Origin of the sequence: Demequina ureilytica (assembly GCF_048553575.1) — a bacterium.
In the GTDB taxonomy this organism is placed as follows: Bacteria; Actinomycetota; Actinomycetes; order Actinomycetales; family Demequinaceae; genus Demequina.
Genome location: NZ_JBLZIE010000003.1, coordinates 190,436 through 217,042, shown reverse-complemented (window position 1 = coordinate 217,042; position 26,607 = coordinate 190,436). Strand labels below are relative to the sequence as shown.

Here is a 26,607-nt window from a genome sequence, read left to right as displayed (position 1 = left end):
GGCTCAGAGCCCGGCTACCTTCATGAGCGCCCCGACCTCCTCGCGGCCCAGCCGGCGGACCTGGCCGGGCTGCAGAGTCCCGAGAGTGATGGGCCCAAAATCGGTACGTACGAGGTCGATCACGGGATGCCCGGCCTTGTCGAGCATGCGGCGGACGATCCGGTTGCGGCCCTCGTGCAGCTCCACCTTCACCAACGACTCCCCGTCCCGAGCGTCGAGGATCGTGCACGCGCTGACGCGCACGGGCCCATCGTCGAGGTCGACGCCCGCGCGCAGCACGGTGCACAGACTCTTCGCCACCCTTCCCTCCACCTTTGCCACGTACACCTTCGGCACGCCGTGAGACGGGTGGGCGAGCCGGTTCGCGAGCTCGCCATCGTTCGTCAGCAACAGCACGCCCGTGGTCTCGGCATCGAGCCTGCCCACATGGAACAGCCGCTCGTCGAACTCCGCCACGAACTCGTCCAGAGAACGGCGCCCTTGGGGATCGCTCATGGTCGAGACCACCCCGGCGGGCTTGTTGAGCACCACGACGATCTTGGAGTCGTCGACGCTGATGCGCTGACCCTTGACCTCGATCGACACCTCATCCGGGTTCACGCGCACGCCCAGCTGGTCGACGACCTCGCCGTTGACCTTGACCTCCCCGCGCTCGATGAGGATCTCGCACTTACGTCGCGAACCGACGCCCGCGGCTGCCAGCACCTTCTGCAGTCGTACCCCTTCGGGCCGGTGCACCTCGAGCTCTTCCATCAGCGACCCTCTCCATCTATGTCTGCCAGATCCGGCAGGTACGGTGCGAGCTCGGGCAGCTCGTCCAGTGACGACAGCCCGAGCCGCTCGAGGAACTCCGTGGTGGTGCCGTACTGCACCGCGCCACCGACTTCGCCCACCTCAGTCACCAGGGAACGCGCGCTCAGCGTCTTCATGACCGAGTCGACGCTCACGCCGCGCACCTGCGAGATCTGTCCGCGGGTGACGGGCTGACGGTACGCGACCACGGCGAGCGTCTCGAGCGCCGCCTGAGACAGCCGTGCGGACTGGCCCTCCACGATGAAGGTGCCCACCGCGTCGGCGTAGAGCCGGGAGGAGTAGATGCGCCAGCGTCCGTCGACCTCGCGCAACTCGAATCCCCGCGGCGCGTCCGGATTGGCATACTCCTCCCGCAGTGCGTGGAGGACCGCGACCGCCCGATCAAGGGGCACGTCGACCGCAGCGGCGAGATCTGCCGCCTCCACGGGCTCGTCGACCACCATGAGGATCGCCTCGAGGGCCCCCCTCGTGTGCACATCAGTCATCGGTTCGCGTCCCTTGTCTCACGTCGTCGTGTTCTCTGCGCCGGTCTGACCATTGTGCGCGCCTTCGTCGAACTCGTCCGAGACCTCGATCTCCACGTCGCCGTCACCACCGGTCCAGCGGACCGTGAGCTCCCCGAGCGACCGCGCCTGCTCGAACGCGACCACCGCCTCCTTGAAGAGCTCCAGCAAGGCCAGGAACCGGGCCACGACCACGTTGACGTGGTCCGCGTCGTGCACGAGCGCCCTGAACGTCACGGCGCGCTCACGCTGAAGCCTGCTGGTCATGAGCGCTGCCTGCTCCCTGACGCTCACCGCCGGCGCGTGCAGATGGGCGATGCTCACGCCAGCGGGCTCGGGCTTGGGCTGGAGCGCGTGGGCCGCGAGCCTCGCGAGGTCGTCTGCCGTGATCGACCACACCAGCTCGGGCAGCAGCATTGCGAAGTGTGGCTCGAGCGTGACATCTCTGGGCATGCGCCGGGGCGCGAGTAGCAGCTCGCCGAACGTGCCCGCGACCTGCTTGAAGGCGCGATACTGCAGCAGCCTCGCGAACAGCAGGTCGCGTGCCTCCAGAAGCTCGAGGTCCTCGGCGTCTTCCACCTGACCTTGAGGCAGCAGACGAGCCGCCTTGAGGTCGAGCAGTGTGGCTGCGACCACCAGGAACTCACTTGCCTGCGACAGATCCCATTCCGTCTCGTAGGCGGCCATCGCCGCGAGGAACTCGTCGGTCACTCGCGCGAGCGCGACATCTGTGATCTCCATGTCGTGCTTGGAGATCAGGGACAGCAGCAGGTCGAACGGTCCCTCGAAGTTGTCGAGGTGCACCGAGAAGGCCGGGCGCGGCTCCGCCGCGGGTGCCTCGGGGACGGTCACGGTCAGGCCGTCGCGGTCACGCCGCGACGCCCCCGGCGACGAGCTCGCGCGCCAGGGCGCGATACTGCTCCGCTCCGGTGTGCTTGGGGGCGAACGTGGTGATGGGCTCGGAGGCGACGGTAGCGTCGGGGAACTTCACCGTGCGGTGGATCATGGTCTCGGTGACTTTCTTGCCGAACCGCTCCCTCACACGTTCCACGACCTCTTGAGCGTGCAGGGTCCGACCGTCGTACATGGTGGGGATGATCGAGTCGACCGTGAGCCGCGGGTTGAGCCGGTCCTGGACCTTGTCGATGGTCTCGACCAGCAGCGCCACTCCGCGCATCGCGAAGTACTCGCATGCAAGCGGGATGATCACGCCGTGCGCCGCGACCAACGCGTTGACGGTCAGTAGCCCCAGAGACGGCTGGCAGTCGATGAGCACCACGTCGTAGTCGTCGAGGACCGGCCGCAACCCGCGAGCGAGAGTCGACTCGCGCGCCACCTCGCCCACCAGCTGCACCTCCGCCGCGGATAGGTCGATGTTCGCGGGCACCAGGTCGAGGCCCTCGACGCCCGTCGTGCGGATAATGTCGTGGATGCTCACGGAGTCGCGCATCAGCAGGTCATAGACAGTGGTGTCGAGCTCGTTGGGGTTCACCCCAAGGCCGGCCGATGCGGCGCCCTGCGGGTCGAAGTCGACCACGAGCACCTTGCGACCGTACTCGGCGAGGGCCGCGGCCAGGTTCACCGTGGTCGTCGTCTTGCCCACGCCACCCTTCTGATTGCACAGGGCGATCACTCGGGCCGGGCCGTGCCCACGCAGAGGGGTCGGTTCGGGGAAGTCGGTCACGCCGCCCACACTACCGAACGCCGACCAGCCAGATCAGCGGGCACGCGGGTGCGTCGCGGCATAGACCTCGCGCAGCGCATCCTGAGTGACCGCCGTGTAGATCTGGGTGGTGGTCACCGACGCGTGACCCAGCAGCTCCTGGACCACGCGCACGTCCGCTCCCCCCGACAGCAGGTGGGTCGCGAACGAATGCCGCAGCGTGTGCGGGGACACGTCGTCGATGCCCGCTCTCCCCGCGGCGACCTTGAGGATGGCCCAGGCGCTCTGACGCGACAAGCGCGATCCGCGCGTGTTGAGGAATAGCGCTGCGGTGCCCCGGCCTGACTGTGCGAGCGCGGAGCGAGCGCGCACGAGGTAGGCGTCGAGCGCATCGGCCGCGTAGGCCCCGATGGGCACCACTCGCTCCTTGCGCCCCTTGCCCCGCAGCAGCACCGCCTGCTCCCCCGGGGTTAGCGCGACGTCGTCGACGTCGAGCCCGATCGCCTCCGAGATGCGCGCCCCCGAGGCATAAACCAGCTCGAGCAGGGCCCGGTCGCGCACGGGCGCGATCCCATCGCCGGCGCCGGCCTGGTCGAGGATGCGGGCGACCTCGTCGGTGGAGATCGCCTTGGGCAGACGCTTGGGAACCGACCGCGGCCTCACGTCAAGCGAAGGGTCGTCGCGAGTCCACCCCTCGGCCACCGCGAAGCGGTGCCATCCGCGCACCGCTACGACGGTGCGCGAGGCCGATGCGGGGGCGAGGGCGCGCCCGCCGTCCGCCCCGGTGCCGATCGCCTCCGCAAAAGCCGCGACGTCGGCCCCCGTGGCATCGGCGAGTTCGGAGTGCCCGCGCTCGCTCAGGAAGGACGCGTAGCGGCCAATGTCCCGACGGTACGCCGCGACGGTGTGAGCGCTCAGGCCCCGCTCGACGGTGACGTGGGCGAGGTACGCCTCACGCTCGTCCGCGAGCATGCTCAGGCCTGCAGGACGGTCAGCGCATCGGGGAGGAAGGGATCGACCAGCACCGCCGCGAACACGAGGCTCAGATAGGTGATGGAATCGCGGAACAGCCGCATTTCGCGCAACTTCGTCTCCCCGCGCTCCGACCGCTGGTAGAGCCGGATGCACCCGCCGACGAACCAGGCTCCGGCACCGGCCGCGATGACCAGGTACACCCAGGTCATCCCGGCGACCGGCACGAGCGCCAGAGTGACCGCCACCATCACTACTGCGTAGGCGATCATCTCGGTCGCCACGCGACGAGTCGAGGCCACCACAGGAAGCATGGGGACCTCGGCGTTGGCGTAGTCCCGCCGGAACCGCATCGACAGCGGCCAGTAGTGAGGCGGGGTCCAGAAGAAGATCACCGCGAACAGCAACACCGGCGCCCACGACAAGGTCTCGGTCACCGCGGCCCATCCGATCAGCACCGGCATGCAGCCCGCCATCCCGCCCCACACGATGTTCTGCGAAGTGCGGCGCTTGAGGATCAGCGTGTAGCCCACGACGTAGCCCAGGATCGCCAGAACCGCGAGCAGCGTCGCCAGCGGGGACTGGACCACGAGCAGGAACCAGGCGGTGGCGGCAACGCTCAGTACCCAAGCGAAGATCAGCCCGGCCCGCGGGCTGATGGCGCCGGTGACGAGGGGGCGATTCTGCGTGCGCTTCATGACCGCGTCGATGTCTCGATCGATGTAGCTGTTGAAGACGTTCGCGCCGCCTGCGGCCAGCGCGCCGCCCACGAGGGTCGCAAGCACGAGCCCCCAGGACGGCCAGCCGTCGGCCGCGAGCACCATGGTCGGAATGGTCGTGACCAGTAGCAGCTCGATGATCCGCGGCTTGGTCAGCGCCACATAGGCCTTGAGCCGGCGGGTGGCGAGGAGCCAGCGCGGCACGGCGGGCGCCGGCACCTCGTCGGTCACGGAGGCGGCTGAGGACATGGCGTCCATCCTACCCGCGTGAGAGCTCGTGCGACCCCTCGGCCGGGCCTCGGGCGCCGTGGTGCATGACGCCGACGTGAACGGCCGCTCACACGCCCGCAGACGGTGCCGTGAGGTCCCGCTCACCGTGCCCGCAGACGCACCGCGCCCGCTAGGCTGGCGGGGAGAACCTTCACACGAGCCTTTGGGAGAAATCTGTGACCGTCAATTGGACCGACGCTGACCGCCGCGCCGTCGACACCCTCCGCGTCCTTGCCGCCGATGCCGTCGAGAAGGTCGGCAACGGCCACCCCGGCACTGCGATGTCGCTCGCCCCGGCCGCCTATCTGCTGTATCAGAACGTGATGCGCCACGACCCGTCCGACTCGCGCTGGCTGGGCCGCGACCGGTTCGTGCTGTCAGCGGGACACTCGTCGCTGACTCAGTACCTGCAGCTCTTCGCGAGCGGGTATGACCTCAACCTCGACGACATCAAGGCGCTGCGGACATGGGGTTCGCGCACCCCGGGACACCCGGAGTACCACCACACCGATGGCGTCGAGACCACGACCGGCCCGCTGGGCCAGGGCGTCGCGACCGCCGTCGGCATGGCCATGGCGGCCCGCCGCGAGCGTGGCCTGCTCGACCCGAACGCCGCACCCGGTGAGAGCCCGTTCGACCACCACATCTACGTCATCGCCTCCGATGGCGACCTGCAGGAGGGCGTCACCTCCGAGGCGTCCTCGCTCGCGGGCACGCAGGAGCTCGGCAATCTCATCTTGATCTGGGACGACAACAACATCTCGATCGAGGACGACACCGACGTCGCGTTCACCGAGGACGTCGTCGCCCGCTACGCGGCCTACGGGTGGGACACCCACCACGTGCAGTGGAAGAAGCCCGGCGCCGAGTACGTCGAGGACATCGATGCTCTGGCGGACGCCCTGGCCGCCGCGAAGGCGGAGACCGGCAAGCCGTCCTTCATCGCCCTCAGCACCATCATCGGCTGGCCCTCGCCCAACAAGCAGGACACGGGGGGCATCCACGGCTCGAAGCTCGGTGGCGACGAGGTCAAGGCGCTCAAGGAGGTGCTCGGCTTCGATCCCGAGAAGACTTTCGAGGTCGAGCCCGAGGTCCTCGAGCACGCACTCAAGGTGCGTGAGCGCGGCCAGCAGGCTCACTCCGACTGGAACGCCGACTTTGCCCGCTGGGAGGCGGAGAACCCGGAGAACGCCGCGCTCCTCGAGCGCTTCAACTCGGAGCAGCTGCCCGAGGGCTGGACGGACGCGCTGCCCGTTTTCGAGGCGGGCAAGTCGCTCGCCACCCGGGCCGCCTCCGGCGAGGTGCTCAGCGCTCTCGCCCCGGTGCTGCCAGAGCTGTGGGGCGGCTCGGCCGACCTCGCCGGCTCCAACAACACCACCATGGCGGGCGAGCCCTCGTTCCTGCCCGAGCGCCGTTCCACGGAGAAGTTCACGGGAAACATCTACGGCCGCACGCTGCACTTCGGCATTCGCGAGCACGCCATGGGCGCGATCCTCAACGGCATCGCGCTGCACGGACCGACCCGCGCCTACGGCGGCACCTTCCTCACCTTCTCCGACTACATGCGCCCCGCGGTGCGCCTGGGCTCGCTCATGAAGGCGCCGAGCATCTTCGTGTGGACGCACGACAGCATCGGGCTGGGCGAGGACGGCCCTACCCACCAGCCGATCGAGCACCTCGCGGCGCTGCGGGCCATTCCCGGCCTCGCCGTGGTCCGGCCCGCCGATGCGAACGAGACCTCCTACGCCTGGCGCGGGATCCTCGAACGCGTCGAAGGCCCCGCCGGGATCATTCTGACCCGACAGGGCGTGCCGACGTTCGACCGCAGCACCCTTGGCAGCGCCGAGGGTGTGCTGAAGGGCGGCTACGTCCTCGCAGACACGGAGGGCACCCCCGACGTGGTGCTGATCGGCACCGGTTCCGAGGTTCAGCACGCGATGGGCGCGAAGGAGCTGCTGGCGAAGGACGGCATCCACGCCCGTGTCGTGTCGATGCCCTGCCTTGAGTGGTTCGAGAAGCAGGACGAGGAGTACCGCGAGTCGGTGCTTCCCTCGGCAGTCAAGGCACGTGTAGCCGTCGAGGCGGGCATCGCGCTGTCGTGGCACGGCATCGTCGGCGACGCCGGGCGCATCGTGTCCATCGAGGACTACGGCGCCTCCGCCGACGCGAACCTGCTGTTCGAGAAGTTCGGCTTCACGGCCGAGAACGTCGCGGCTCACGCACGCGAGTCTCTCACCGCCGCCAAGTGATCGCGTGGGGCGGACGGGCGATGAAGGTCGCCCGTCCGCCCCTGAGTACTGAACTGAAGGGCCTTCTCACGTGAACAACCCCCTGCGTGATCCCCGGGATCGCAGGCTTCCCCGCATCGCCGGCTCCTGTGGCCTCGTGATGTTCGGCGTCACCGGTGACCTGGCGCGCAAGAAGCTGATACCTGCTGTCTACGACCTCGCCAACCGCGGCCTGCTGCCCCCGGCCTTCGCCCTCACCGGCTTCGCCCGGCGCGACTGGGAGCGGCAGGACTTCGAGGAGGTCGTCTACAACTCCGTGCGCGAGCACGCGCGCACCCCGTTCCGAGACGAGACGTGGAAACAGCTCGCCGAGGGCATCCGGTTCGTGCAGGGCACGTTCGACGACCCAGAGGCGTTCCAGGAACTGCGCCGCACCGTCGAAGAGCTTGACGAGCGGCGCGGGACCGGCGGCAATCACGCGTTCTACCTGTCGATTCCGCCCTCGGCCTTCCCCAAGGTGCTCACCCAACTGCGCGACTCAGGCTTGTCCGACCCCCGCGAGGGTGCGTGGCGCCGAGTCGTCATCGAGAAGCCCTTCGGACACGATCTGGAGTCGGCCAACGAGCTGGACGCCGTCGTCTCCGAGGTCTTCCCTCCGGACTCGGTGTTCCGCATCGATCACTATCTGGGCAAGGAGACGGTGCAGAACCTGCTGGCGCTGCGATTCGCGAACCAGCTGTTCGAGCCCATCTGGAACAGTCAGTTCATCGACCACGTGCAGATCACGATGGCCGAGGACATCGGCATCGGCTCCCGCGCGGGCTACTACGACGGCATCGGTCAAGCGCGCGACGTCATCCAGAACCACCTGCTCCAGCTCTTCGCCCTCACCGCGATGGAGGAGCCGGCGACCTTCGACGCCAACGACCTTCGTGACGAGAAGGAGAAGGTGCTGCGTGCCGCCAAGCTGCCGGCGGACCTCAGCGCCAACACCGCTCGCGGCCAGTACGCGGCGGGGTGGCGCGGCGGCGAGCAGGTCGGCGGCTATCTCGACGAGGACGGCATCGACCCCGCCTCCATCACCGAGACCTATGCCGCGATTCGCCTCGACGTTCCTAATCGACGTTGGGCTGGCACGCCGTTCTACTTGCGGGCGGGCAAGCGGCTCGGCCGGCGCGTCACGGAGATCGCGTTGGTCTTCAAGAAGGCGCCGAGCCCCTACTTCCAGGAGATCGAAGGCGTCGAGGTCGGCAACAACGCGCTCGTGATCCGGGTGCAGCCCGACGAGGGCGTGACGCTCCGGTTCGGATCCAAGGTGCCCGGCACGCAGATGGAGGTCCGTGATGTCACTATGGACTTCGCGTACGGAAACTCTTTCGTGGAGTCCTCGCCAGAGGCGTACGAGCGACTGATCCTCGACGTCCTGCTCGGCGACCCGCCGCTGTTCCCTCGTCACGAGGAGGTTGCGCTGTCCTGGAAGCTCCTGGACCCGATCACGTCGCACTGGGAGCACGAGGGCCAGCCCGAGCAGTACCGCTCGGGGACCTGGGGACCGGCGAGCGCGGATGCGATGCTCGCCAAGGATGGCCGAGTGTGGAGGCGCCCATGATCATCGACATGCCCCGGACGACGACGTCCGAGATCAACAAGCAGCTCGTGAAGGCGCGCAAGGACTTTGGCGTCATCACGCTCGGACGGGTGATGACCCTGGTCATCGACGCGACGACGGCCGACGTGGAGTCCGCGATCGAGACTGCCAACGTCGCGTCGCGTGAGCACCCGTGCCGCATCATCGTGTTCTCGCCGGAAGAATGCGGCGACGACTGCTTGAACGCCGAGCTGAGGATGGGCGGCGACGCCGGCGCCTCGGAGGTCGTGGTTCTCCGCCCCTCGGGAGAGCAGGTCGCGCACGCGGACACGCTCGTCACACCCCTCTTGCTTCCCGACGCGCCCATCGTCGCGTGGTGGCCCGCCACCGTCCCGGAGGCGGCAGCCAGCTCGGGCATCGGTCGCATGGCGGCACGGCGCATCACCGACACCAAGGGCGAAGATGCGCCGGGCGACGTGCTCGTGAGGCTCGCCGAGTCGTACCAGCCGGGCGACACCGACCTGGCCTGGACGCGCGTGACCCGTTGGAGGGCGCTGCTCGCAGCAGCCCTCGAGCAGGTCGGAGACCGCGAGGTCACCAAGGCGCGCCTGCACGGCGACACCGGCAGCCCCTCGATCCTGCTGCTGGGAGCCTGGCTGCAGCACGCACTCGGATGCGAGTTCGAGGCCACCTACTCGGATCAGGTGCGTGGCCTTCAGTCGATCGTCCTCGAGACCCCATCAGGAGACATCAGCATTCAGCGCCCCGACGGGCACAACGCGACGCTGAGCCAGCCCAGCCAGCCCGATCACACGATCGCGCTGCCGGCGCGCACGCTCGGCGACTGCCTGTCCGAGGAGCTGCGTCGCCTCGACGACGACCCCGTCTACGGCGAGGCGCTTGCGCAGTACGCTCGGCTGCGGAGCGAGTCGTGACGGCCCGGGAGGTCATCGTCTACGCGGACGCCGAGGCGGTGGCTGACGCCACCGCGGCGCGCGTGCTGCTGACGATCGGCGACACCCTCGCTCACCGCGACCGCGTCGATGTGGTCGTGACCGGAGGCACCGTAGGGATCGCGACTCTCGCCGCCGCCGCCGCGTCTCCCCTCGCGACGGCGATCGACTGGACCGACGTGCATGTCTGGTGGGGCGACGAGCGGTTCGTGCGCGCAGGTGACCCCGATCGCAACGAGGGACAGGCGCAGTCCGCGTTGCTGGCCTCGCTGCCGCTGCCAGAGGAGAACATCCACCGCATGGGGGCGGAGGGCGACTTCGCGTCAGCCGACGACGCCGCCCGGGCGTACGCCCGCGAATATGCCGATGCGGGCTTCCCCGCCTTCGACGTGCTCATGCTCGGGCTCGGCCCCGACGGCCACGTCGCTTCGCTGTTCCCCGGACATCCTGGCTACGCGGACACGAGCTCACCCGTGATCGCGGTGCACGATTCTCCCAAGCCCCCGCCCACCCGCGTGTCGCTGTCACTCGACACGATCAACGCCGCGCGCGAGGTGTGGGTGATCGCCGCGGGTGCGGCGAAGGCCGATGTCGTCGCCCGCTGCGTGCATGGCGACCTCGAACTGCCCGGAGCCGCGGTCAGCGGCTCGGAACGCACGCTGTGGCTGATCGATGCCGCTGCGGCGACCCGTATCTGAGCAGTCCGCGCGGCGTCAGAGCTTGGACTTGACCGTCTCCACGATGGTCGTGATGTCGTAATCGTCGGGCTTCGAGTAGATGACGTCGCCATCTGCGCGGAAGGTGAACACGCCCTTCTCGCCCGGCTTGAGCGTCACGCCCGCGAGGCCTTGACCGAAGGTGCTGAGCAGGGTTCGCTGAGCGTCCATCGCGCGGTCCAGATAGCCGCAGGGAACGCAGTACTCGATCTCGATCTGCATGGTTCTCCTCATCTCGGTGACAGACGTTCGTCCGCTAGCAACGACGCTACCCCGTGCGTGCGCCTTCCCCGACCGGACGATGCGCGCGTCCACAACGCACGAGACCGCCCGGCCCTCGCGGGCCCGGGCGGTCTCGGATGCAGCAGCTCTTGGCGTCAGTCCGCGACCGCCACGCGGCGGGACCGGAGCACGTCGAGTGCCTCCGCGAGCAGGGCCTCGCCCTCCTCCTCGGAGCGCCGCTCCTTGACGTACGCGAGGTGCGTCTTGAACGGCTCGTTGCGGATGGGCTCTGGGGGGTTCTCGGCGTCGAGTCCCGCGGGGAAGCCACACTTGGGGCAGTCCCACTCCAGCGGAATCTCCGGCGCCTCGCCCTCGTCACCCATCGCGAAGCTCGGTGCCGTCACGTGACCACGGGCGCAGTAATAATGCACCATCTGCCGAGGTGCGGACTCGCCGCGCTCCTCTTCGCCCAGCGGTCCTGCTCCTACTCGCGACCCACGGATCGCACTTCCACCTGCCATGATTCCCCCTCGGAATTGGCGTTGACTAGATCGAGAACCGGGTGATCAGACCCAGCAGAACGACGATCATGCCCCACACGACCGCAAGGACCCATGTGATGCGGGAAAGGTTACGCTCGCCGACCGCAGAGGACTGCACTCCCGAGGCGAAGCCGCCGCCGAACATGTCGGTGATGCCGCCACCGCGCCCACGGTGAATCAGCACCAGGCCGATCAGGACGAAGCTGATGATCACCAGCAGCACCCACAGCGAGGTCTCGAGAATCTCCACAGCTCTCCTTCAAATCCGAGTCGAACGCCTATCAGGATACGCGACGACTCGCTCGGTATGGACCGGTTACAGGCCCACTTGGTGTGAACGGAAGCGCGCGATCTTCGCGAACTCCTCAGGATCGAGGCTCGCGCCACCGACCAGGCCGCCATCGACGTCCTTCTCGGCCATGAGCTGAGCGATCGATCCCGACTTCACCGACCCACCGTAGAGCACACGCACGCCATCCGCGAGCTCCGCGTCGTAAAGCTCGGCGAGACGGCCGCGAATTGCAGCGCAGACCTCCTGCGCATCGGCCGGGGTCGCGACCTCACCAGTGCCGATGGCCCACACGGGCTCATAGGCGATGACAACGTCCTTGGCCTTGTCGGCAGGCAGTCCGGCGAGCGCGCCATCAAGCTGCGACAGCGTGTACTCGACCTGACGACCCTCCTTGCGCACATCGAGGCCCTCACCCATGCAGACGATCGGCACGATGCCGTTGTCAAAGGCCGCAGCGGTCTTCGCCGCGACGACCTCGTCCGTCTCGCCGTGGTACTCGCGACGCTCCGAGTGACCCACCGCGACGTACGAGACTCCCAGCTTCGCGAGCTGCGAGCCGGCAACCTCACCGGTGTAGGCGCCCGACGCGTGCTGCGAGATGTCCTGGGCGCCGTACTTGATCTCGAGCTGGTCGGCATCCACCAGCGTCTGCACGGAGCGGATCGACGTGAACGATGCGAGCACCGCCACCTCCACGTCGGCGAAGTCGTGCTTGGCATCGCGCAACAGCCATGCGAGCTTCTGGACGGTGTGCGTGGCCTCGAGGTGATCGAGGTTGAGCTTCCAGTTTCCAGCGATCAGCGGGGTACGTGCCATGGGTCAGTCCTCCAGAACGGCGAGGCCCGGCAGGACCTTGCCTTCGAGCAGTTCGAGCGACGCGCCGCCGCCCGTAGAAATGTGGCTGAAGCCGTCCTCGTCGAAGCCGAGCCGGCGCACGGCCGCGGCCGAGTCGCCGCCGCCCACGACCGAGAACCCACCCGAGTCGATCATGGCCTGTGCGACCGCCTTGGTGCCGCCCGCGAAGGCGTCGAACTCGAACACCCCCATGGGGCCGTTCCAGACGATCGTCTTGGCGTCGGCGATCTTCGCCGCAAAGGCCTGTGAGGCCACTGGGCCGATGTCGAGACCGATCCACCCGTCGGGGATCTGGTCCGCGGGAACGCCCTTGTGCTCGGCGTCGGCCGCGAAGGCCGTGGCGATCTCGATGTCCTCGGGCAGCACGATCTCGACCCCCGATTCCTCGGCGGTCTTGAGGTAGCCCTTGACGGCTTCGATCTGGTCCTCCTCGAGCAACGAGTTACCCACGGAGTGGCCCTTGGCCGCGAGGAACGTGAACACCATGCCGCCGCCGATCAGCAGGCGATCCGCCTTGCCGAGCAGGTTCGCGATGACGCCCAGCTTGTCCGAGACCTTCGACCCGCCCAACACCACCACATACGGGCGCTCGGGGTTGGTCGTTGCGCGCGACAGCGACTCGACCTCGTTCTCGACTAGCGTGCCGGCAGCCGAGGGCAGCTTCTTGGCGATGTCGTACACCGACGCCTGCTTGCGGTGGACGACGCCGAAGCCGTCGGAGACGAACACGTCAGCGAGGGCGGCCAGCTCGGAAGCGAGCGCCTCACGTTCCGCGTCGTCCTTGGACGTCTCGCGAGCGTCGAAGCGCACGTTCTCGAGCATGGCGACCTGGCCAGGCTCCAGCGCCTCGACGGTGGCGGCCGCCGATGCGCCCACGACGTCGTCAGCCAGCGTCACGGGCTGGTCGAGCAGCTCGGCGAGCCGCGCGGCGGCGGGGGCCAGCGAGTACTGAGGGTTGGGCTCACCGGCCGGTCGGCCCAGGTGAGCCATCACGATCACGGCCGCACCAGCGTCAAGGAGGGCACGAATGGTGGCCACCGACGCGCGCACGCGGCCGTCATCCGTGATGGTGGTGCCGTCGAGCGGCACGTTGAGGTCGGAGCGCACCAGCACCTTCTTGCCAGTGAGGTCGCCCAGGCTATGAATCGTCTTCATCACAGTGTCCTTAATGGTCCAGACATGACGACGTCCGCGCACGCAGTGCGTGCGCGGACGTCGTCATGATCTCGGGATGGTTCAGAGCTTGTCGCCGACGAAGACCGTGAGGTCCACGAGGCGGTTCGAGTAGCCCCACTCGTTGTCGTACCAGGAGACGACCTTGACCTGGTCGCCGATCACCTTGGTGAGGCCCGAGTCGAAGATCGACGATGCCGGGTCCGTCTCGATGTCCTTCGACACGATCGGGTCCGCGGTGTAAGTGAGGAAGCCCTTCATGGCGCCCTCGGAGGCCTTCTTGACGATCTCGTTGATCTCCTCGACGGAGGTCTCACGCGAGGCGGTGAAGGTGAGGTCGGTGGCGGAGCCGGTGGGAACCGGCACGCGCAGCGCGTACCCGTCCAGCTTGCCCTTGAGCTCGGGAAGCACGAGCGCCACGGCCTTGGCCGCACCGGTCGACGTCGGCACGATGTTCAGTGCGGCGGCGCGGGCACGGCGCAGGTCCGAGTGAGGGGCGTCCTGCAGGTTCTGGTCGGCCGTGTAGGCGTGAATGGTCGTCATCAGGCCCTTCTCGATGCCGATGCCGTCGTTCAGCGCCTTCGCGAGCGGCGCGAGGCAGTTGGTCGTGCACGAGGCGTTCGAGATGATGTGGTGCGAGGCCGGGTCGTAGTCCTCGTGGTTCACGCCCATCACGAAGGTCGCGTCCTCGTTCTTGGCCGGGGCCGAGATGATGACCTTCTTGGCACCGGCGTCGATGTGAGCCTTCGCCTTGGTGGCATCCGTGAAGAAGCCGGTCGACTCGATGACGACGTCCGCGCCGAGCTCGGCCCACTTGAGGTTGGCGGGGTCGCGCTCCTTGGAAGCGGCGAACGTGTGGCCGTCGACCGTGATGCTGTCCTCGGTGAACGACACGTCCTTGCCCAGGCGGCCCAGGATGGAGTCGTACTTGAGGAGGTGCGCGAGCGTCGCGTTGTCGGTGAGGTCGTTGATCCCCACCACCTCGATGTCCGCGCCCGATGCGATCGCTGCGCGGAAGAAGTTGCGTCCGATGCGGCCGAAGCCGTTGATGCCGACCTTGATGGTCACTGTTGATCTCCTCGACTTGCGCCGGTCAACACCGGCGCGATTGTGTATGGATTCAGGTGCGCACCTCAGCGTGCGCGGGGAGCCCGTATGGAACAGGCCACTCATGCCAGCCTACTACCTCGGCACTGCCCCTCGCACGGTACGAAAGTCCTGCAAACTTCACTCGAGTTCGAGCAGGTCCTGGCTGATGCCGGCCTCCGTGTCGGGGATTCCCAGCTCCTCCGCGCGCTTGTCCGCGGTCGCGAGGAGGCGTCGGATGCGGCCCGCCACTGCGTCCTTGGTGAGCTGCGGGGAGGCGAGCTTGCCGAGCTCCTCGAGCGACGCGTCCCGGTTGGCAAGGCGAAGGCGGCCCGCCTCCTGGAGGTGATCCGGCACCTCGTCTCCAAGGATCTCGAATGCCCGATGCACGCGTGCGCCGGCGGCGACGGCCGCCTGAGCGCTCCTCCGCAGGTTGGCGTCGTCGAAGTTCGCAAGACGGTTCGCGGTACCGCGCACCTCTCGCCGCGTGCGCTTGTTCTCCCACTCGAGAACAGAGTCGTGAGCCCCAAGCCGGGTCAGCAGCTGCGAGATCGCCTCGCCGTCGCGAATGACCACGCGATCGATCCCTCGCACCTCGCGGGACTTCGCGCTCACTCCGAGCCGGCGGGCGGCACCCACCAGCGCGAGAGCGGCCTCGGGGCCGGGCGACGTGACCTCGAGGGCTGACGACCGTCCGGGCTCGGTGAGCGAGCCGTGGGCGAGAAAGGCGCCACGCCAGGCGGCGACCGTGTCCTCGATCGATCCCCCGACCACCTGCGGGGGCAGCCCGCGTACGGGACGGCCACGGTGATCCAGCAGGCCGGTCTGGCGCGCAAGCGACTCGCCCTCCTTGACCACGCGGACCACGTACCGATTGCCCTTCTTGAGCCCGCCGCCCGACACCACGATGATCTCGCTCGTGAGCCCGTAGACCTCGTGGATGAAGCCGCGCAGCCTGCGCGCGGCGATCGCAGTGTCCAGCTCGGCCTCGATCACGATCCGGCCGGACACGATGTGCAGCCCGCCCGCGAATCTCAGCGTCGTCGCCACCTCTGCCTTGCGGGCCGACGTCTTCTCGACGGCGACGCGCGCGAGCTCGTCCTTCACCTGGGAGGTCAATGCCATGGCGCTATCCTGCCACTCCTCGCTCAGACGCGCGGACCGCAAGTCCCAGTCCGGCAGCGATGGCAGAGAGCTGCTGGCGGAGCACGTCGACGTCATGCGCGGGTGCTCCGCCGCCGTCGCGCAGAGGCGCGGTCACCAGGTTCGCATCCCACCGGTCCACGGCCTCAACCAGGCCCGCCTCGTCGCAGTGCTCGGCGTCCACCAAAACCGTGCCCGGGACGAACCCGGGCGCCATGCGCTGCAGCGCGCGGACATCGTCGGCGCGGCTCGTGCCCGCGGTCTCCTCGTCGTCGTGACCGACATTCAGTACCAGCACGCTGCGGTCGCCCGCTCGCTCGAGCGCCTCGCCCACCGGCTGCACCATGAAATGGGTGAGCACAGAGGTGTACCAGCTGCCCGGACCAAGCACCACCATGTCGGCCTCGTCGATGGCCTCGACCGTCTGGCGTGGCACGCGCGGACTGGCAGGAGACAGGCGCAGCTCCTCAATCGCGCCGTCGGCAGTCGCCACGGCCGCCTGGCCCACCACGGTGCGGCTCTCCGACGCGCCGCGCACCAGGGCGGATACCTCGAGCGGCTCATCGGACAGCGGCAGCACCCGACCGTGCGCCTGCAGCAGCCGCGCCACCCACTCGAGACCATCCACCACGTCTCCGTCGCGGCCCCATAGCGCGGCGATCAGCAGGTTCCCGAGCGCGTGACCGTCCAGGGGTCCGTCCGTGGCGAATCGCCACTGGAGGACGTCTCGCCACGTGCGGCCCCATTCGTTGTCCGCGCACAAGGCGCTCAGTGCCATCCGCAGATCCCCTGGCGGCACGATCCCGAGTTCCGAGCGCAGCCTGCCCGACGAACCGCCGTCGTCGGCGACGGTCACGATCGCCGTCAGCTCGGGCGTGAGACCACGCAGAGCGGTGAGCGTGGCGTACAGTCCGTGCCCGCCGCCCAACGCGACGATGCGTGCATCACCCGTCATGGAAGGGGCCGGTCTCGGTGTGTGGTGCGGACGTGGTGACCGCGTTCACGCAACGCTGAGCCGAGCGCCTCTGCGATGGCGACGGATCGGTGCCTGCCCCCGGTGCAGCCGACCGCGATGGTCACCGAGTGCTTGTCGTGAGCGCGGTAGTGCTGCAGCGCGCCGTGAACCACCGCGGCGTATCCGTCAATGAACTCCCTGGCCCCCTCCGAGCCCAGCACGTGGTCGCGCACGGGCGCGTCGAGCCCCGTGAGCGGGCGCAGGTCCGGCAGCCAATGCGGATTGTCGAGGAACCTCACGTCAGCGACGAAGTCCGCGTCGGCTGGCAACCCGTTCTTGAAGCCGAAGGACAGCACGTTCACGTGAAGCGACGGCATCTCGTCGGCGACCTCGGAGGTGATGACGTCGCGCAGCTGGTGCACGTTCAGCGCAGAGGTGTCGATCACCAGATCTGCGCGGTCACGGACCGCAGCGACCTTCTCACGCTCGCGCGCGATCCCCTCCAATAGGGTGCCCTCCCCTTGCAACGGGTGGGGACGGCGCGCCTCCTCGAATCGGCGCACCAGCGAGGCGTCCGACGCCTCGAGGAAGAGCATCCGCACGGGCACGCCCTGGGTCTCCAGTTCGTCGACCACCGGGTCGAGGTCCTGGAAGAACTCGCCCCCGCGCACATCGACGACCGCCGCGAGCCGCCGCTGCGCGTCGCCCGCGACGTGCGCCGAGACCAGTCCAGAGAGCAGATGCGGTGGCAGGTTGTCGACCACGTACCAGCCGAGGTCCGCGAGCACCGCAGCAGCCTTCGTCCGACCGGCCCCTGACATGCCGGTCAGCACGAGCAGTTCGGGAACGCTGTCCGGCCGATTGAAGGCCGGGCGTGGAATCCCGGATGGGTAGGTGACTGCGGGGACCTCGTCGCTCATGCGTCCAGCATGCCATCGCGGCCACGGATCGCGGCATGAATCGTTGCGGCGGTGCGAGCGCCGATCCCTGGGACAAGCGCGATCTGCTCCACGGACGCCTCCCGGACCTTGGCGAGCGACCCGAAGTACCTGATCAGCGACGCCGCGCGCGTGGGACCGACGCCGGGGACGTCATCGAGCGCGGACGCCTTCATGGCCTTCCCGCGCCGACTCCGGTGACGGGTGATGGCGAAGCGGTGCGCCTCATCCCTCAGCCGCTGCAGCAGGAACAGCGATTCGGAGCCACGCGGCATGATGACCGGGAACTGCTCCCCCGGCACCCACACCTCCTCGAGCCGCTTCGCGAGGCCCACCACGGTGATCTCCTGGAGGCCCAGCGCATCGAGAGCGTCCCGCGCCACGTTGACCTGCGGCAGCCCGCCGTCGACGAGCACGAGCTGCGGCGGGTAGGCGAAGCGAGCCGTGTCGCGCTCCTCCGGCGGCAGCTGCGACTCCTCCAAGAACCGCTTGAAGCGCCGCGTCAGCACCTCGTGCATCGCTGCCGTGTCGTCGGTGCCATCCGCGATCGAGAACTGCCGGTACTCCGCCTTGCGCGGAAGCCCGTCCTCGAACACCACCATGGAGCCCACCTGGTTGGTGCCGCCCGTGTGCGAGATGTCGTAGCACTCGATGCGCAACGGCGCGACGGTCATGCCGATCGACTCCTGCAGCTCCTGCAGGGCCGCGGACCGGGTCGTGAGGTCCGAGGCCCGTCGGAGCCGGTGCTGCTCGAGCACCTGGCGGGCGTTCTGGTGTCCGGTCTGGGCGAGCTCTGCCTTCTTGCCGCGCGCAGGCACCCGGATCGACACCGCCGCCCCGCGGATGCCCCGCAGCCACGCGCGCAGCGCCTCCGCACCGTCCGGCATGTCGGGCACCAGCACCTCGACCGGCACCTCCTCCTGGTCGGCGGCCGCGTACGCCTCCTGGATCAGCTGAGCCACCATGCCCGGCACTCCGAGCGGCTCGGGTTTGTCGACCACCCAGCCCCGTTCACCGGTGATGCGGCCGTCGCGCACGTGGAACACGTGGGCCGCGGCCTCCATCTCGTCGTCCAGCAGGCTGAAGATATCGGCGTCCGTCCCGGGCGCGAGCACGACGGCGTTGCGGTCCAGCACATCGCGCAGGGCCCGGAGACGGTCGCGCGCCCGCGCCGCCGCCTCGAAGTCCTCTCGCTCCGCCGCATCGGTCATGCCGCGGGTGAGGTCGCGGATCAGGCCCTTCGCGTCCCCGCCGAGCACCGCGCACACGCGCTCGGCGAGCTCACGGTGGTCCTCCTCCGAGATGCGCCCCACGCACGGGGCCGAGCACTTGTCGATGTAGCCGAGCAGGCACGGCCTGCCCTGGCGCTCCGCCTTGCGGAACACGCCCGGGGAGCACGTGCGAACGGGCAGTGCCGTCAGCAGGGTGTCGACCGTGTCGCGGATCGCCCACGCCCGCGCGTAGGGGCCGAAGTACCGCACCCCTTGCTTGCGCTCTCCACGCATCACCTGCATGCGCGGGTACTTCTCGTTGAGGGTGACGGCCAGGTACGGGTAGGACTTGTCGTCCTTGAACCGGACGTTGAAGCGCGGGTCGTACTGCTTGATCCAGGTGTGCTCGAGGATCAGCGCCTCGACCTCGTTGCGCACCACCGTCCACTCGACCGATGCGGCGGTGGTCACCATGGAGCGGGTGCGGGGGTGGAGACCGCTGAGGGACTGGAAGTAGTTGGCGAGGCGTGCGCGCAGGTTGTTGGCCTTGCCGACGTACACGACCCGCCCGTGAGGGTCGCGGAACCGGTATACGCCCGGATCTGAGGGAATCGAGCCTGGCGCGGGGCGGTAGTCCGCGGGATCTGTCACGCTCGCCAGCCTACGCGGATGCCTTGAGCCCCACGATCTCCTTGAGGAAGCGGCCGGTGTGGCTCGCCTCGACGTCGGCGATCTCTTCGGGGGTCCCCTCGGCCACCACGAGTCCTCCCCCGGAACCGCCCTCCGGCCCCATGTCGATCACCCAGTCTGCCGACTTGATGACGTCGAGGTTGTGCTCGATGACGATGACCGTGTTGCCCTTGTCCACGAGGTCCTGGAGCACGCCGAGCAGCTTGCTCACATCCTCGAAGTGCAGTCCCGTGGTCGGCTCGTCCAGGACGTAAATGGTGCGACCTGTCGAGCGGCGCTGAAGCTCGGAAGCGAGCTTGACGCGCTGCGCCTCGCCTCCCGACAGGGTGGGCGCCGGCTGGCCCAGGCGAACGTAGCCGAGCCCCACGTCGACGAGCGTCCGCAGGTGTCGCGAGATGGTCGGGATGGCCTCGAAGAAGTCAGCCGCCTGCTCGATCGGCATGTCCAGGACATCGGCCACGGTCTTGCCCTTGAAGTGGACCTCGAGCGTCTCGCGGTTGTAGCGGGCGCCCCTGCACACCTCGCATGGCACGTACACATCGGGCAGGAAGTTCATCTCGATCTTGAGCGTGCCGTCTCCCGAGCATGATTCGCACCGGCCACCCTTGACGTTGAACGAGAACCGGCCCGGACCGTACCCACGCACCTTCGCCTCGTTCGTCTCGGCGAACAGCTTGCGCACCTTGTCCCAGACCCCCGTGTAGGTGGCGGGGTTGGAGCGCGGCGTGCGGCCGATGGGCCCTTGGTCCACGTGGACGATCTTGTCCAAGAGGTCGGTGCCGGTGATCCGCGTGTGACGGCCCGCGACCTGCCGCGCGCCGTTGAGAGTGTTTGCGAGCGACGTGTACAGGATGGAGTTCACGAGCGTCGACTTGCCCGATCCCGACACGCCCGTGACCGCCGTCAGGACGCCGAGCGGGAAGGTGACGTCGATCCCCTGCAGGTTGTGCTCGCGGGCCCCCACCACGGTCAGGCTCTTGTCCGGCATCCGCTCGCGGCGAGTGAGCGGCATCTCGATGCGTCGACGGCCCGTGATGTACGCGCCTGTGATCGACTCCTGGTTCTCCAGCAGCTCGGCATAGGTGCCCGAGTGGACCACCTCTCCCCCGTGCTCGCCGGCACCGGGGCCGATGTCCACGATCCAGTCCGCAGCGCGGATGGTGTCCTCGTCGTGCTCGACGACGATGAGAGTGTTGCCGAGGTCGCGCAGCCGCGTGAGGGTGTCGATGAGCCGGCGATTGTCGCGTTGATGCAGACCGATGCTCGGCTCGTCGAGCACATACAGCACTCCCACGAGGCCACTGCCGATCTGGGTCGCGAGCCGAATGCGCTGCGCCTCGCCCCCGGACAACGTGCCGGCCGCGCGGGACAGCGTCAGGTAGTCGAGGCCCACGTCGAGCAGGAACCCGAGCCGAGCGTCGATCTCCTTGAGCACCTGCACCGCGATCTGGCGACCGCGCTCATCGAGTTCCGCGGTCAGCAGGAAGTCGCGCGCAGCGGCGATCGACATCTCGCACACCTGAGCGATCGAATGGTCGCCAATGGTGACCGCCAGCACCTCGGGCTTGAGGCGGGCGCCCTTGCACACCGGGCACGGGACCTCGCGCATGTAGGACTCATACTTCTCTCGCGACCACTCCGACTCGGTCTGCGAGTGCAGGCGTTCGAGCCAGGTGACGACGCCCTCGAATCCCGTGGTGTACTGCCGCTCCCGACCGAACCGGTTGCGGAACTTGACGTGGACCTCGTAGTCGTTGCCGTGCAGGACCGCGTCCTGCACCTTCGTGGGCAGGTCCTCCCACGGCGTCTCCATCGAGAAGTCCAGATCCTGCGAAAGCGCAGTCATCATGCGCCCGAAGTACTCCGACGAGGTCGAGGTGCTCGACCACGGGGCGACGGCTCCTTCTCGTAGGCTCATCGCCGGATCGGGCACGATCAGGTCCGCGTCGACCTCGAGGCGCACGCCGATGCCGGTGCACTCGGGGCACGCGCCATACGGCGCATTGAAGGAGAAGGTACGCGGCTCGATCTCCTCGAGAGCGAGCACGTGGTCGTTGGGGCACGCGCGCTTCTCGCTGTAGCGACGCGGGTCCATGTCGCCGTCCACGGGGTCGATCAGGACCAGTCCCTCAGCGATGCGCAGCGCGGTCTCCACTGAGTCCGTGAGGCGCTGGCGCACGCCATCACGCGCGACGAGCCGGTCGACGACCACCTCGATCGTGTGCTTGAGCTTCTTCTCGAGCTGAGGGACGTCAGTGAGCTGAACGGTCTCGCCGTCGACGCGCGCACGTGCGAAGCCCTGCTGCTGGAGCTCTTCGAACAGGTCCGCGTACTCGCCCTTGCGGCCGCGCACGACGGGGGCGAGCACCTGATACCGCGTGCCTTCGGGGAGGGCGAGCACGGAGTCGACGATCTGCTGCGGCGTCTGCGCCTGGATGAGCTCGCCGCACACCGGACAATGGGGAGTGCCGACCCGGGCGAACAGCAGCCGGAGGTAGTCGTACACCTCCGTGATCGTGCCCACCGTCGAGCGGGGGTTGCGGTTAGTCGACTTCTGATCGATCGACACCGCGGGCGACAGCCCTTCGATGAAGTCCACATCGGGCTTGTCCATCTGTCCCAGGAACTGGCGCGCGTACGCGGACAGCGACTCGACGTAGCGTCGCTGCCCCTCCGCGAAGATCGTGTCGAAGGCCAGCGAGGACTTGCCGGAACCCGAGAGGCCGCTGAAGACGATCAGCGAGTCCCGGGGCAGGTCGATGTCGACGCCTTTGAGGTTGTGTTCGCGCGCTCCGCGCACCATAAGTCGGTCATTCACACGGCAATGCTACGTGCAATCGGGTTCGAACGCATGTTCGATCCGGCCGTGTCGGCTCGTCGAGGCTGGCAGGATGTGCAGCATGGCTACTTGGACGATCGAATACACATACGACGAGCGTGCCGATGCGCGCGACCTGCATCGCCCTGCGCACCGCGAGTACCTCGCCGGACTGGCGGACGAGGGGACGATGCTCGCCTATGGTCGCTACGACGACGAGGGTGCGCCCGGTGCCCTGCTGGTGTGCGAGGCGGAGAGCGTCGACGACGTCGAGTCGATCGTCGCGGGCGACCCGTTCGTCGCGGCAGCGCTCGTGCCGGTGCACCGGATCAGGCGCTGGCCCGCGACGTGGGCCAAGGCGCTCGGGTCGCGACTCGAGGCCTGACCGGCCCCGCGCTCCTGCGCGACGGCACGGCGGGGGTGGTGCTTGCGCGCCCACCCCTCGCCCGCTGCCGGGCCTGCGCGACTACTGAGGTCGCTCCTCAGGCTTGAGGCTCTCGCCGTGCTCCTCGGCCTCGATCTCGGCCTCGAGCTTGTCCGCGTTGCGGGTGGCGACCACGCTCGCGACGGTCGAGATGGTGAGGATCACCACGATGACGGTGAGCGACAGCCCGGTGGAGATCTCCGGCACCGTGAGGCCCTCACCATCGTTGATGAACGGCAAGTTGTTCTCGTGCAGCGCGTGCAGCACGAGCTTGACGCCGATGAATCCCAAGATCGCGGCCAGGCCGTAGTGCAGGTACACGAGCCGCTGGAGCAGCCCCTCGACCAGGAAGTAGAGCTGGCGCAGCCCCAGCAGGGCGAAGGCGTTCGCCGTGAACACGATGAACGGATCCTGCGTCAGCCCAAAGATCGCGGGGATCGAGTCAAGCGCGAACAGCACGTCGGTCGAACCGATGGCCACCATCACGAGCAGCATGGGGGTCACCATGCGCTTGCCCGCCTCGCGCACCACGGTCTTGCCCTCGCGGTACCCGTCCGTCACCGGGAAGAACCGGCGGACGAGCCGCACCATGCGGCCCTCCTCGTAGTCCGGGTGTCCCGCGTCGTCCTCGCTCTCACGGGCAAGGTTCCACGCGGTGTAGATGAGGAACGCACCGAACACGTAGAAGAGCGCCGAGAACGCGTCGAGGGCTGCGGCGCCCGCGGCGATGAAGATGGCACGAAGGACGAGCGCGATCGCGATCCCCACAAGCAGCACGCGCGAGCGGTACTTGGGCGGTACGGCGAACCGCGACATGATCACGAGGAACACGAACAGGTTGTCGACCGACAGCGACTTCTCGGTGACGTAGCCCGCGAAGTACTCAACCGTGGGGAACTCGGGGTGCCACAGATGAAGGGCGAATCCGAACGCTACCGCGATCGCGATGTAGAAGATCGACCAGGTCGCGGCCTCGCGAAAGCTCGGCTCGTGCGGCTTGCGAATGACAACGGCGAAGTCGAAGACGAACAGCGCGATGATGAGCGCGATGGTCGCGGTCCACACATAGGGGTCAGTCACCGGGTCATCCTACGGTGCGCTCAGCCCGCGTCGAGCATCTGGCGCAGCTCCTTCTTGAGCTCCGCGATCTCGTCTCGCAGACGTGCCGCGATCTCGAACTTGAGCTCCGATGCCGCGGTCCGCATCTGGGCTGAGAGGTCCTCGATGAGCTGGGACAGTTCGTCCGACGGTCGGCCCGCCATCGCGGTCCCGCCTTCACGCTTCGCGCCGCCCGTCACACGCTGGGCACGCTCGAGCGTCTCGACCGTGTCCGCCTCCTCGCGGGCCAGCATCTCAGTGATGTCGCCGATCCGCTTGCGCAGCGGCGTGGGGTCGATGCCGTGCTCGGTGTTGTAGGCCACTTGCTTCTCGCGGCGGCGGTCCGTCTCGTCGATGGCAGCGGCCATCGAGTCCGTGATCCGGTCCGCGTACATGTGGACCTCTCCCGACACGTTGCGGGCCGCGCGGCCGATGGTCTGGATCAGCGAGGTCCCGGACCGCAGGAAGCCCTCCTTGTCGGCGTCGAGAATCGACACCAGCGACACCTCGGGCAGGTCGAGCCCCTCCCGCAACAGGTTGATACCGACGAGAACGTCGAAACGGCCCATACGCAGCTCCCGCAACAGCTCGACCCGGCGCAGCGTGTCCACGTCCGAGTGGAGATACTCCACCCGCACGTCGCGGTCGGAGAGGAACTCCGTGAGATCCTCGGCCATCTTCTTGGTGAGGGTCGTGACGAGGACGCGCTCGTTCCTCTCCACTCGCAGCCGAATCTGCTCGAGCAGATCGTCGATCTGCCCTTCCGTGGGCTTGACGACGATCTTGGGGTCCACCAAGCCCGTAGGACGAATGATCTGCTCGACCGCGCCGTCTGCGCGCTGCAGCTCGTACTGGCCCGGGGTCGCGGACAGGTACACGGTCTGGCCGACGCGTTCCTGGAATTCGCTCCACTTGAGCGGGCGGTTGTCGAGCGCAGAAGGCAGCCGAAACCCGTGCTCCACTAGCGTCCGCTTGCGCGACGCATCGCCCTCGTACATCGCGCCGATCTGCGGCACGGTCACATGCGACTCGTCGATCACGAGCAGGAAGTCATCGGGAAAGTAGTCCAGCAGGGTGTGGGGCGGGGTGCCGGTGGCGCGCTGCTCAATGTGACGCGAATAGTTCTCGATCCCCGAGCAGGTGCCGACGGAGCGCATCATCTCCAGGTCGAACGTGGTGCGCATCTTGAGCCGCTGAGCCTCCAGCAATTTGTTCTGACGCTCGAGCTCCTCGAGCCGCTCGCCGAGCTCGAGCTCGATGGTCGAGATCGCGGCATTCATCCGCTGCTCACTCGCCACGTAGTGGGACGCCGGGAAGATGTGCACCTGGCTCCGGCGCTCGACCACCTCACCTGTCAGCGGATGAAGGGTGTAGACCGCCTCGATCTCGTCGCCGAACAGCTCGATCCGAATGGCGAGCTCTTCGTACACGGGGATGATCTCCACGGTGTCTCCCCGGACCCGGAACGTGCCGCGCGTGAAGGCGAGATCGTTGCGCGAGTACTGCATCTGCACGAACTCCCTCAGGAGGGTGTCGCGGTCGACGGTGTCCCCCACCGAGAGGAACACCATGCCCTGGATGTACTCCTCGGGCGTGCCGAGACCGTAGATGCAGGACACCGAGGACACCACGACCACGTCGCGTCGCGTGAGCAGCGAGTTGGTCGCGGAGTACCGCAACCTCTCGACCTCCTCATTGATGGACGAGTCCTTCTCGATGAAGGTGTCAGTCTGCGGCACGTACGCCTCGGGCTGGTAGTAGTCGTAGTAGCTCACGAAGTACTCGACGGCGTTGTTCGGGAGCAGCTCCCGGAACTCGGTCGCGAGCTGTGCGGCGAGAGTCTTGTTATGGGCCATCACCAGTGTGGGACGCTGCAACCGCTCGACGAGCCAGGCCGTCGTCGCCGACTTGCCGGTTCCCGTTGCGCCCAGCAGGACCACGTTCTCCTCGCCGGCCTGCACGCGGCGCGCCAGCTCGTCGATGGCCTTCGGCTGGTCGCCCGAGGGCTTGAAGTCAGATACGACACGGAAGGGCGCCTGAGAGCGCCGCAGATCTGTGGTCATGGTGACTACGGTACGCGCAGGCTCTGACGCTGGCGGTCTCAGGTGCCGGTCGGCACGCTCATGGCCCAGAACTCGTCGACCTGTTGCCGAAGGTGCTCGGGCGTCCCATTGCCGTCGAGCACCGCATCGGCGACCGCCGCACGCTCGGCGTCGGTGGCCTGGGACGCTACCCGCGCCCGCGCATCGGCCTCGGGCATTCCCCGCGCCGCCATCAGGCGCTGGACCCTGCGCTCCTCGTCGGCGGCGATGGTCACCACGAGATCGAAGTCCGCCGAGCCCTGCCCGCTCTCCACCAGCAGCGGGATGTCATGGACCACGACGTCGGCACGATCGGCCCGCGCGCGGCGGTCCGCCGCCCTCGACATCGCGAACACGTAAGGATGGACGATCTCGTCGAGTTGCTGCCTGGCCGAGGGGTCGTGGAAGACGATCGCCGCGACGGCGGCGCGATCCAGCTCGCCGTCGTGAACGGCACGATCGCCGAAGGCACGCACGATCTCGACCAGCGCGGCAGAGCCCGGGGCCACGGCTCGTCTCGCCAGGTCATCGTGGTCGACCACCGTCGCGCCCAGCTCACCGAAGCGCGCGGAGGCGGTCGACTTGCCTGCGGCGATGCCGCCCGTGAGTCCGATCCGGATCATGGCGAGAGTCTCGCACTCGCAGGAGCCGCGC

General features: G+C 68.1%; 25 protein-coding genes. 5 read left to right on the top strand and 20 right to left on the bottom strand.

The window, feature by feature from the left end:
• Positions 1–3 precede the first annotated feature (3 nt).
• Genes ACNI3K_RS10445 through ACNI3K_RS10420 form a run of 6 tightly spaced genes read right to left on the bottom strand, consistent with a single transcriptional unit; the run spans position 4 to position 4,919 of the window.
• Entirely contained in the window at positions 4–753 is a 750-nt protein-coding gene (locus ACNI3K_RS10445; RefSeq protein ID WP_419391832.1) for a pseudouridine synthase, read from the bottom strand.
• Positions 753–1,298 (bottom strand): SMC-Scp complex subunit ScpB, encoded by a 546-nt coding sequence (gene scpB, locus ACNI3K_RS10440; protein WP_419391831.1) that lies wholly within the window; start codon positions 1,296–1,298, stop codon positions 753–755. Before scpB ends, ACNI3K_RS10445 begins: the two co-directional genes overlap by 1 nt.
• Before the next feature lie 18 nt (positions 1,299–1,316).
• Entirely contained in the window at positions 1,317–2,168 is an 852-nt protein-coding gene (locus tag ACNI3K_RS10435) for a segregation and condensation protein A (protein WP_419391830.1), read from the bottom strand.
• Positions 2,169–2,184: 16 nt separating this feature from the next.
• Positions 2,185–3,000, bottom strand: a complete 816-nt coding sequence (locus ACNI3K_RS10430; RefSeq protein ID WP_419391829.1) for a ParA family protein — start codon at positions 2,998–3,000, stop codon at positions 2,185–2,187.
• A gap of 33 nt (positions 3,001–3,033) precedes the next feature.
• A complete protein-coding gene (locus ACNI3K_RS10425) occupies positions 3,034–3,951 on the bottom strand; it encodes a site-specific tyrosine recombinase XerD (RefSeq protein ID WP_419391828.1) in 918 nt (305 codons plus the stop codon).
• A gap of 2 nt (positions 3,952–3,953) precedes the next feature.
• A complete protein-coding gene (locus tag ACNI3K_RS10420) occupies positions 3,954–4,919 on the bottom strand; it encodes a heme o synthase (protein WP_419391827.1) in 966 nt (321 codons plus the stop codon).
• A gap of 197 nt (positions 4,920–5,116) precedes the next feature.
• Here ACNI3K_RS10420 and tkt point away from each other — a divergent pair, with 197 nt between their 5' ends.
• From tkt to pgl, 4 genes are all read left to right on the top strand, one after another.
• On the top strand, positions 5,117–7,189 hold the full coding sequence (gene tkt / locus ACNI3K_RS10415; RefSeq protein ID WP_419391826.1) for a transketolase: 2,073 nt from the start codon (positions 5,117–5,119) through the stop codon (positions 7,187–7,189).
• A gap of 70 nt (positions 7,190–7,259) precedes the next feature.
• A complete protein-coding gene (zwf, locus tag ACNI3K_RS10410; RefSeq protein ID WP_419391825.1) occupies positions 7,260–8,777 on the top strand; it encodes a glucose-6-phosphate dehydrogenase in 1,518 nt (505 codons plus the stop codon).
• Entirely contained in the window at positions 8,774–9,691 is a 918-nt protein-coding gene (locus tag ACNI3K_RS10405; RefSeq protein ID WP_419391824.1) for a glucose-6-phosphate dehydrogenase assembly protein OpcA, read from the top strand. The genes zwf and ACNI3K_RS10405 overlap by 4 nt, the downstream gene beginning before the upstream one ends.
• Complete coding sequence (gene pgl, locus ACNI3K_RS10400) at positions 9,688–10,407, top strand: 6-phosphogluconolactonase (protein WP_419391823.1); 720 nt, start codon at positions 9,688–9,690, stop codon at positions 10,405–10,407. Before ACNI3K_RS10405 ends, pgl begins: the two co-directional genes overlap by 4 nt.
• 15 nt (positions 10,408–10,422) lie before the next feature.
• Here pgl and ACNI3K_RS10395 read toward each other — a convergent pair whose 3' ends face one another.
• The 11 genes from ACNI3K_RS10395 to uvrA form a co-directional block, all read right to left on the bottom strand.
• Entirely contained in the window at positions 10,423–10,647 is a 225-nt protein-coding gene (locus tag ACNI3K_RS10395; protein ID WP_419391822.1) for a SelT/SelW/SelH family protein, read from the bottom strand.
• Between the two features lie 155 nt (positions 10,648–10,802).
• The gene (locus ACNI3K_RS10390) at positions 10,803–11,168 is read right to left on the bottom strand and encodes an RNA polymerase-binding protein RbpA (RefSeq protein ID WP_419391821.1); all 366 of its coding nucleotides are present in this window, start codon (positions 11,166–11,168) and stop codon (positions 10,803–10,805) included.
• Positions 11,169–11,193: 25 nt separating this feature from the next.
• The gene (gene secG / locus ACNI3K_RS10385; RefSeq protein ID WP_419391820.1) at positions 11,194–11,439 is read right to left on the bottom strand and encodes a preprotein translocase subunit SecG; all 246 of its coding nucleotides are present in this window, start codon (positions 11,437–11,439) and stop codon (positions 11,194–11,196) included.
• 66 nt (positions 11,440–11,505) lie between these two features.
• On the bottom strand, positions 11,506–12,297 hold the full coding sequence (gene tpiA, locus ACNI3K_RS10380; protein WP_419391819.1) for a triose-phosphate isomerase: 792 nt from the start codon (positions 12,295–12,297) through the stop codon (positions 11,506–11,508).
• A gap of 3 nt (positions 12,298–12,300) precedes the next feature.
• The gene (locus tag ACNI3K_RS10375; RefSeq protein WP_419391818.1) at positions 12,301–13,491 is read right to left on the bottom strand and encodes a phosphoglycerate kinase; all 1,191 of its coding nucleotides are present in this window, start codon (positions 13,489–13,491) and stop codon (positions 12,301–12,303) included.
• Positions 13,492–13,572: 81 nt separating this feature from the next.
• Entirely contained in the window at positions 13,573–14,577 is a 1,005-nt protein-coding gene (gap, locus tag ACNI3K_RS10370; protein ID WP_419391817.1) for a type I glyceraldehyde-3-phosphate dehydrogenase, read from the bottom strand.
• A 159-nt stretch (positions 14,578–14,736) separates the two neighbouring features.
• A complete protein-coding gene (gene whiA, locus ACNI3K_RS10365; protein ID WP_419391816.1) occupies positions 14,737–15,720 on the bottom strand; it encodes a DNA-binding protein WhiA in 984 nt (327 codons plus the stop codon).
• A 4-nt stretch (positions 15,721–15,724) separates the two neighbouring features.
• Positions 15,725–16,693: a gluconeogenesis factor YvcK family protein gene (locus ACNI3K_RS10360; protein WP_419391815.1), complete on the bottom strand. Its 969-nt coding sequence runs from the start codon at positions 16,691–16,693 to the stop codon at positions 15,725–15,727.
• The gene (gene rapZ / locus ACNI3K_RS10355; protein WP_419391814.1) at positions 16,690–17,613 is read right to left on the bottom strand and encodes an RNase adapter RapZ; all 924 of its coding nucleotides are present in this window, start codon (positions 17,611–17,613) and stop codon (positions 16,690–16,692) included. The genes ACNI3K_RS10360 and rapZ overlap by 4 nt, the downstream gene beginning before the upstream one ends.
• Complete coding sequence (gene uvrC / locus ACNI3K_RS10350) at positions 17,610–19,493, bottom strand: excinuclease ABC subunit UvrC (RefSeq protein ID WP_419391813.1); 1,884 nt, start codon at positions 19,491–19,493, stop codon at positions 17,610–17,612. Before uvrC ends, rapZ begins: the two co-directional genes overlap by 4 nt.
• 10 nt (positions 19,494–19,503) lie before the next feature.
• Positions 19,504–22,335 (bottom strand): excinuclease ABC subunit UvrA, encoded by a 2,832-nt coding sequence (gene uvrA / locus ACNI3K_RS10345; RefSeq protein WP_419392148.1) that lies wholly within the window; start codon positions 22,333–22,335, stop codon positions 19,504–19,506.
• A 97-nt stretch (positions 22,336–22,432) separates the two neighbouring features.
• Here uvrA and ACNI3K_RS10340 point away from each other — a divergent pair, with 97 nt between their 5' ends.
• On the top strand, positions 22,433–22,735 hold the full coding sequence (locus ACNI3K_RS10340) for a YciI family protein (protein ID WP_419391812.1): 303 nt from the start codon (positions 22,433–22,435) through the stop codon (positions 22,733–22,735).
• An 81-nt stretch (positions 22,736–22,816) separates the two neighbouring features.
• On the opposite strand, the gene ACNI3K_RS10335 is transcribed toward ACNI3K_RS10340, so the two are convergent.
• The 3 genes from ACNI3K_RS10335 to coaE are packed head-to-tail and all read right to left on the bottom strand — an operon-like array spanning position 22,817 to position 26,576.
• A complete protein-coding gene (locus ACNI3K_RS10335) occupies positions 22,817–23,854 on the bottom strand; it encodes a TerC family protein (protein ID WP_419391811.1) in 1,038 nt (345 codons plus the stop codon).
• A 20-nt stretch (positions 23,855–23,874) separates the two neighbouring features.
• A complete protein-coding gene (gene uvrB, locus ACNI3K_RS10330; protein ID WP_419391810.1) occupies positions 23,875–25,935 on the bottom strand; it encodes an excinuclease ABC subunit UvrB in 2,061 nt (686 codons plus the stop codon).
• Between the two features lie 38 nt (positions 25,936–25,973).
• Entirely contained in the window at positions 25,974–26,576 is a 603-nt protein-coding gene (coaE, locus tag ACNI3K_RS10325) for a dephospho-CoA kinase (RefSeq protein WP_419391809.1), read from the bottom strand.
• Between the last annotated feature and the right edge of the window lie 31 nt (positions 26,577–26,607).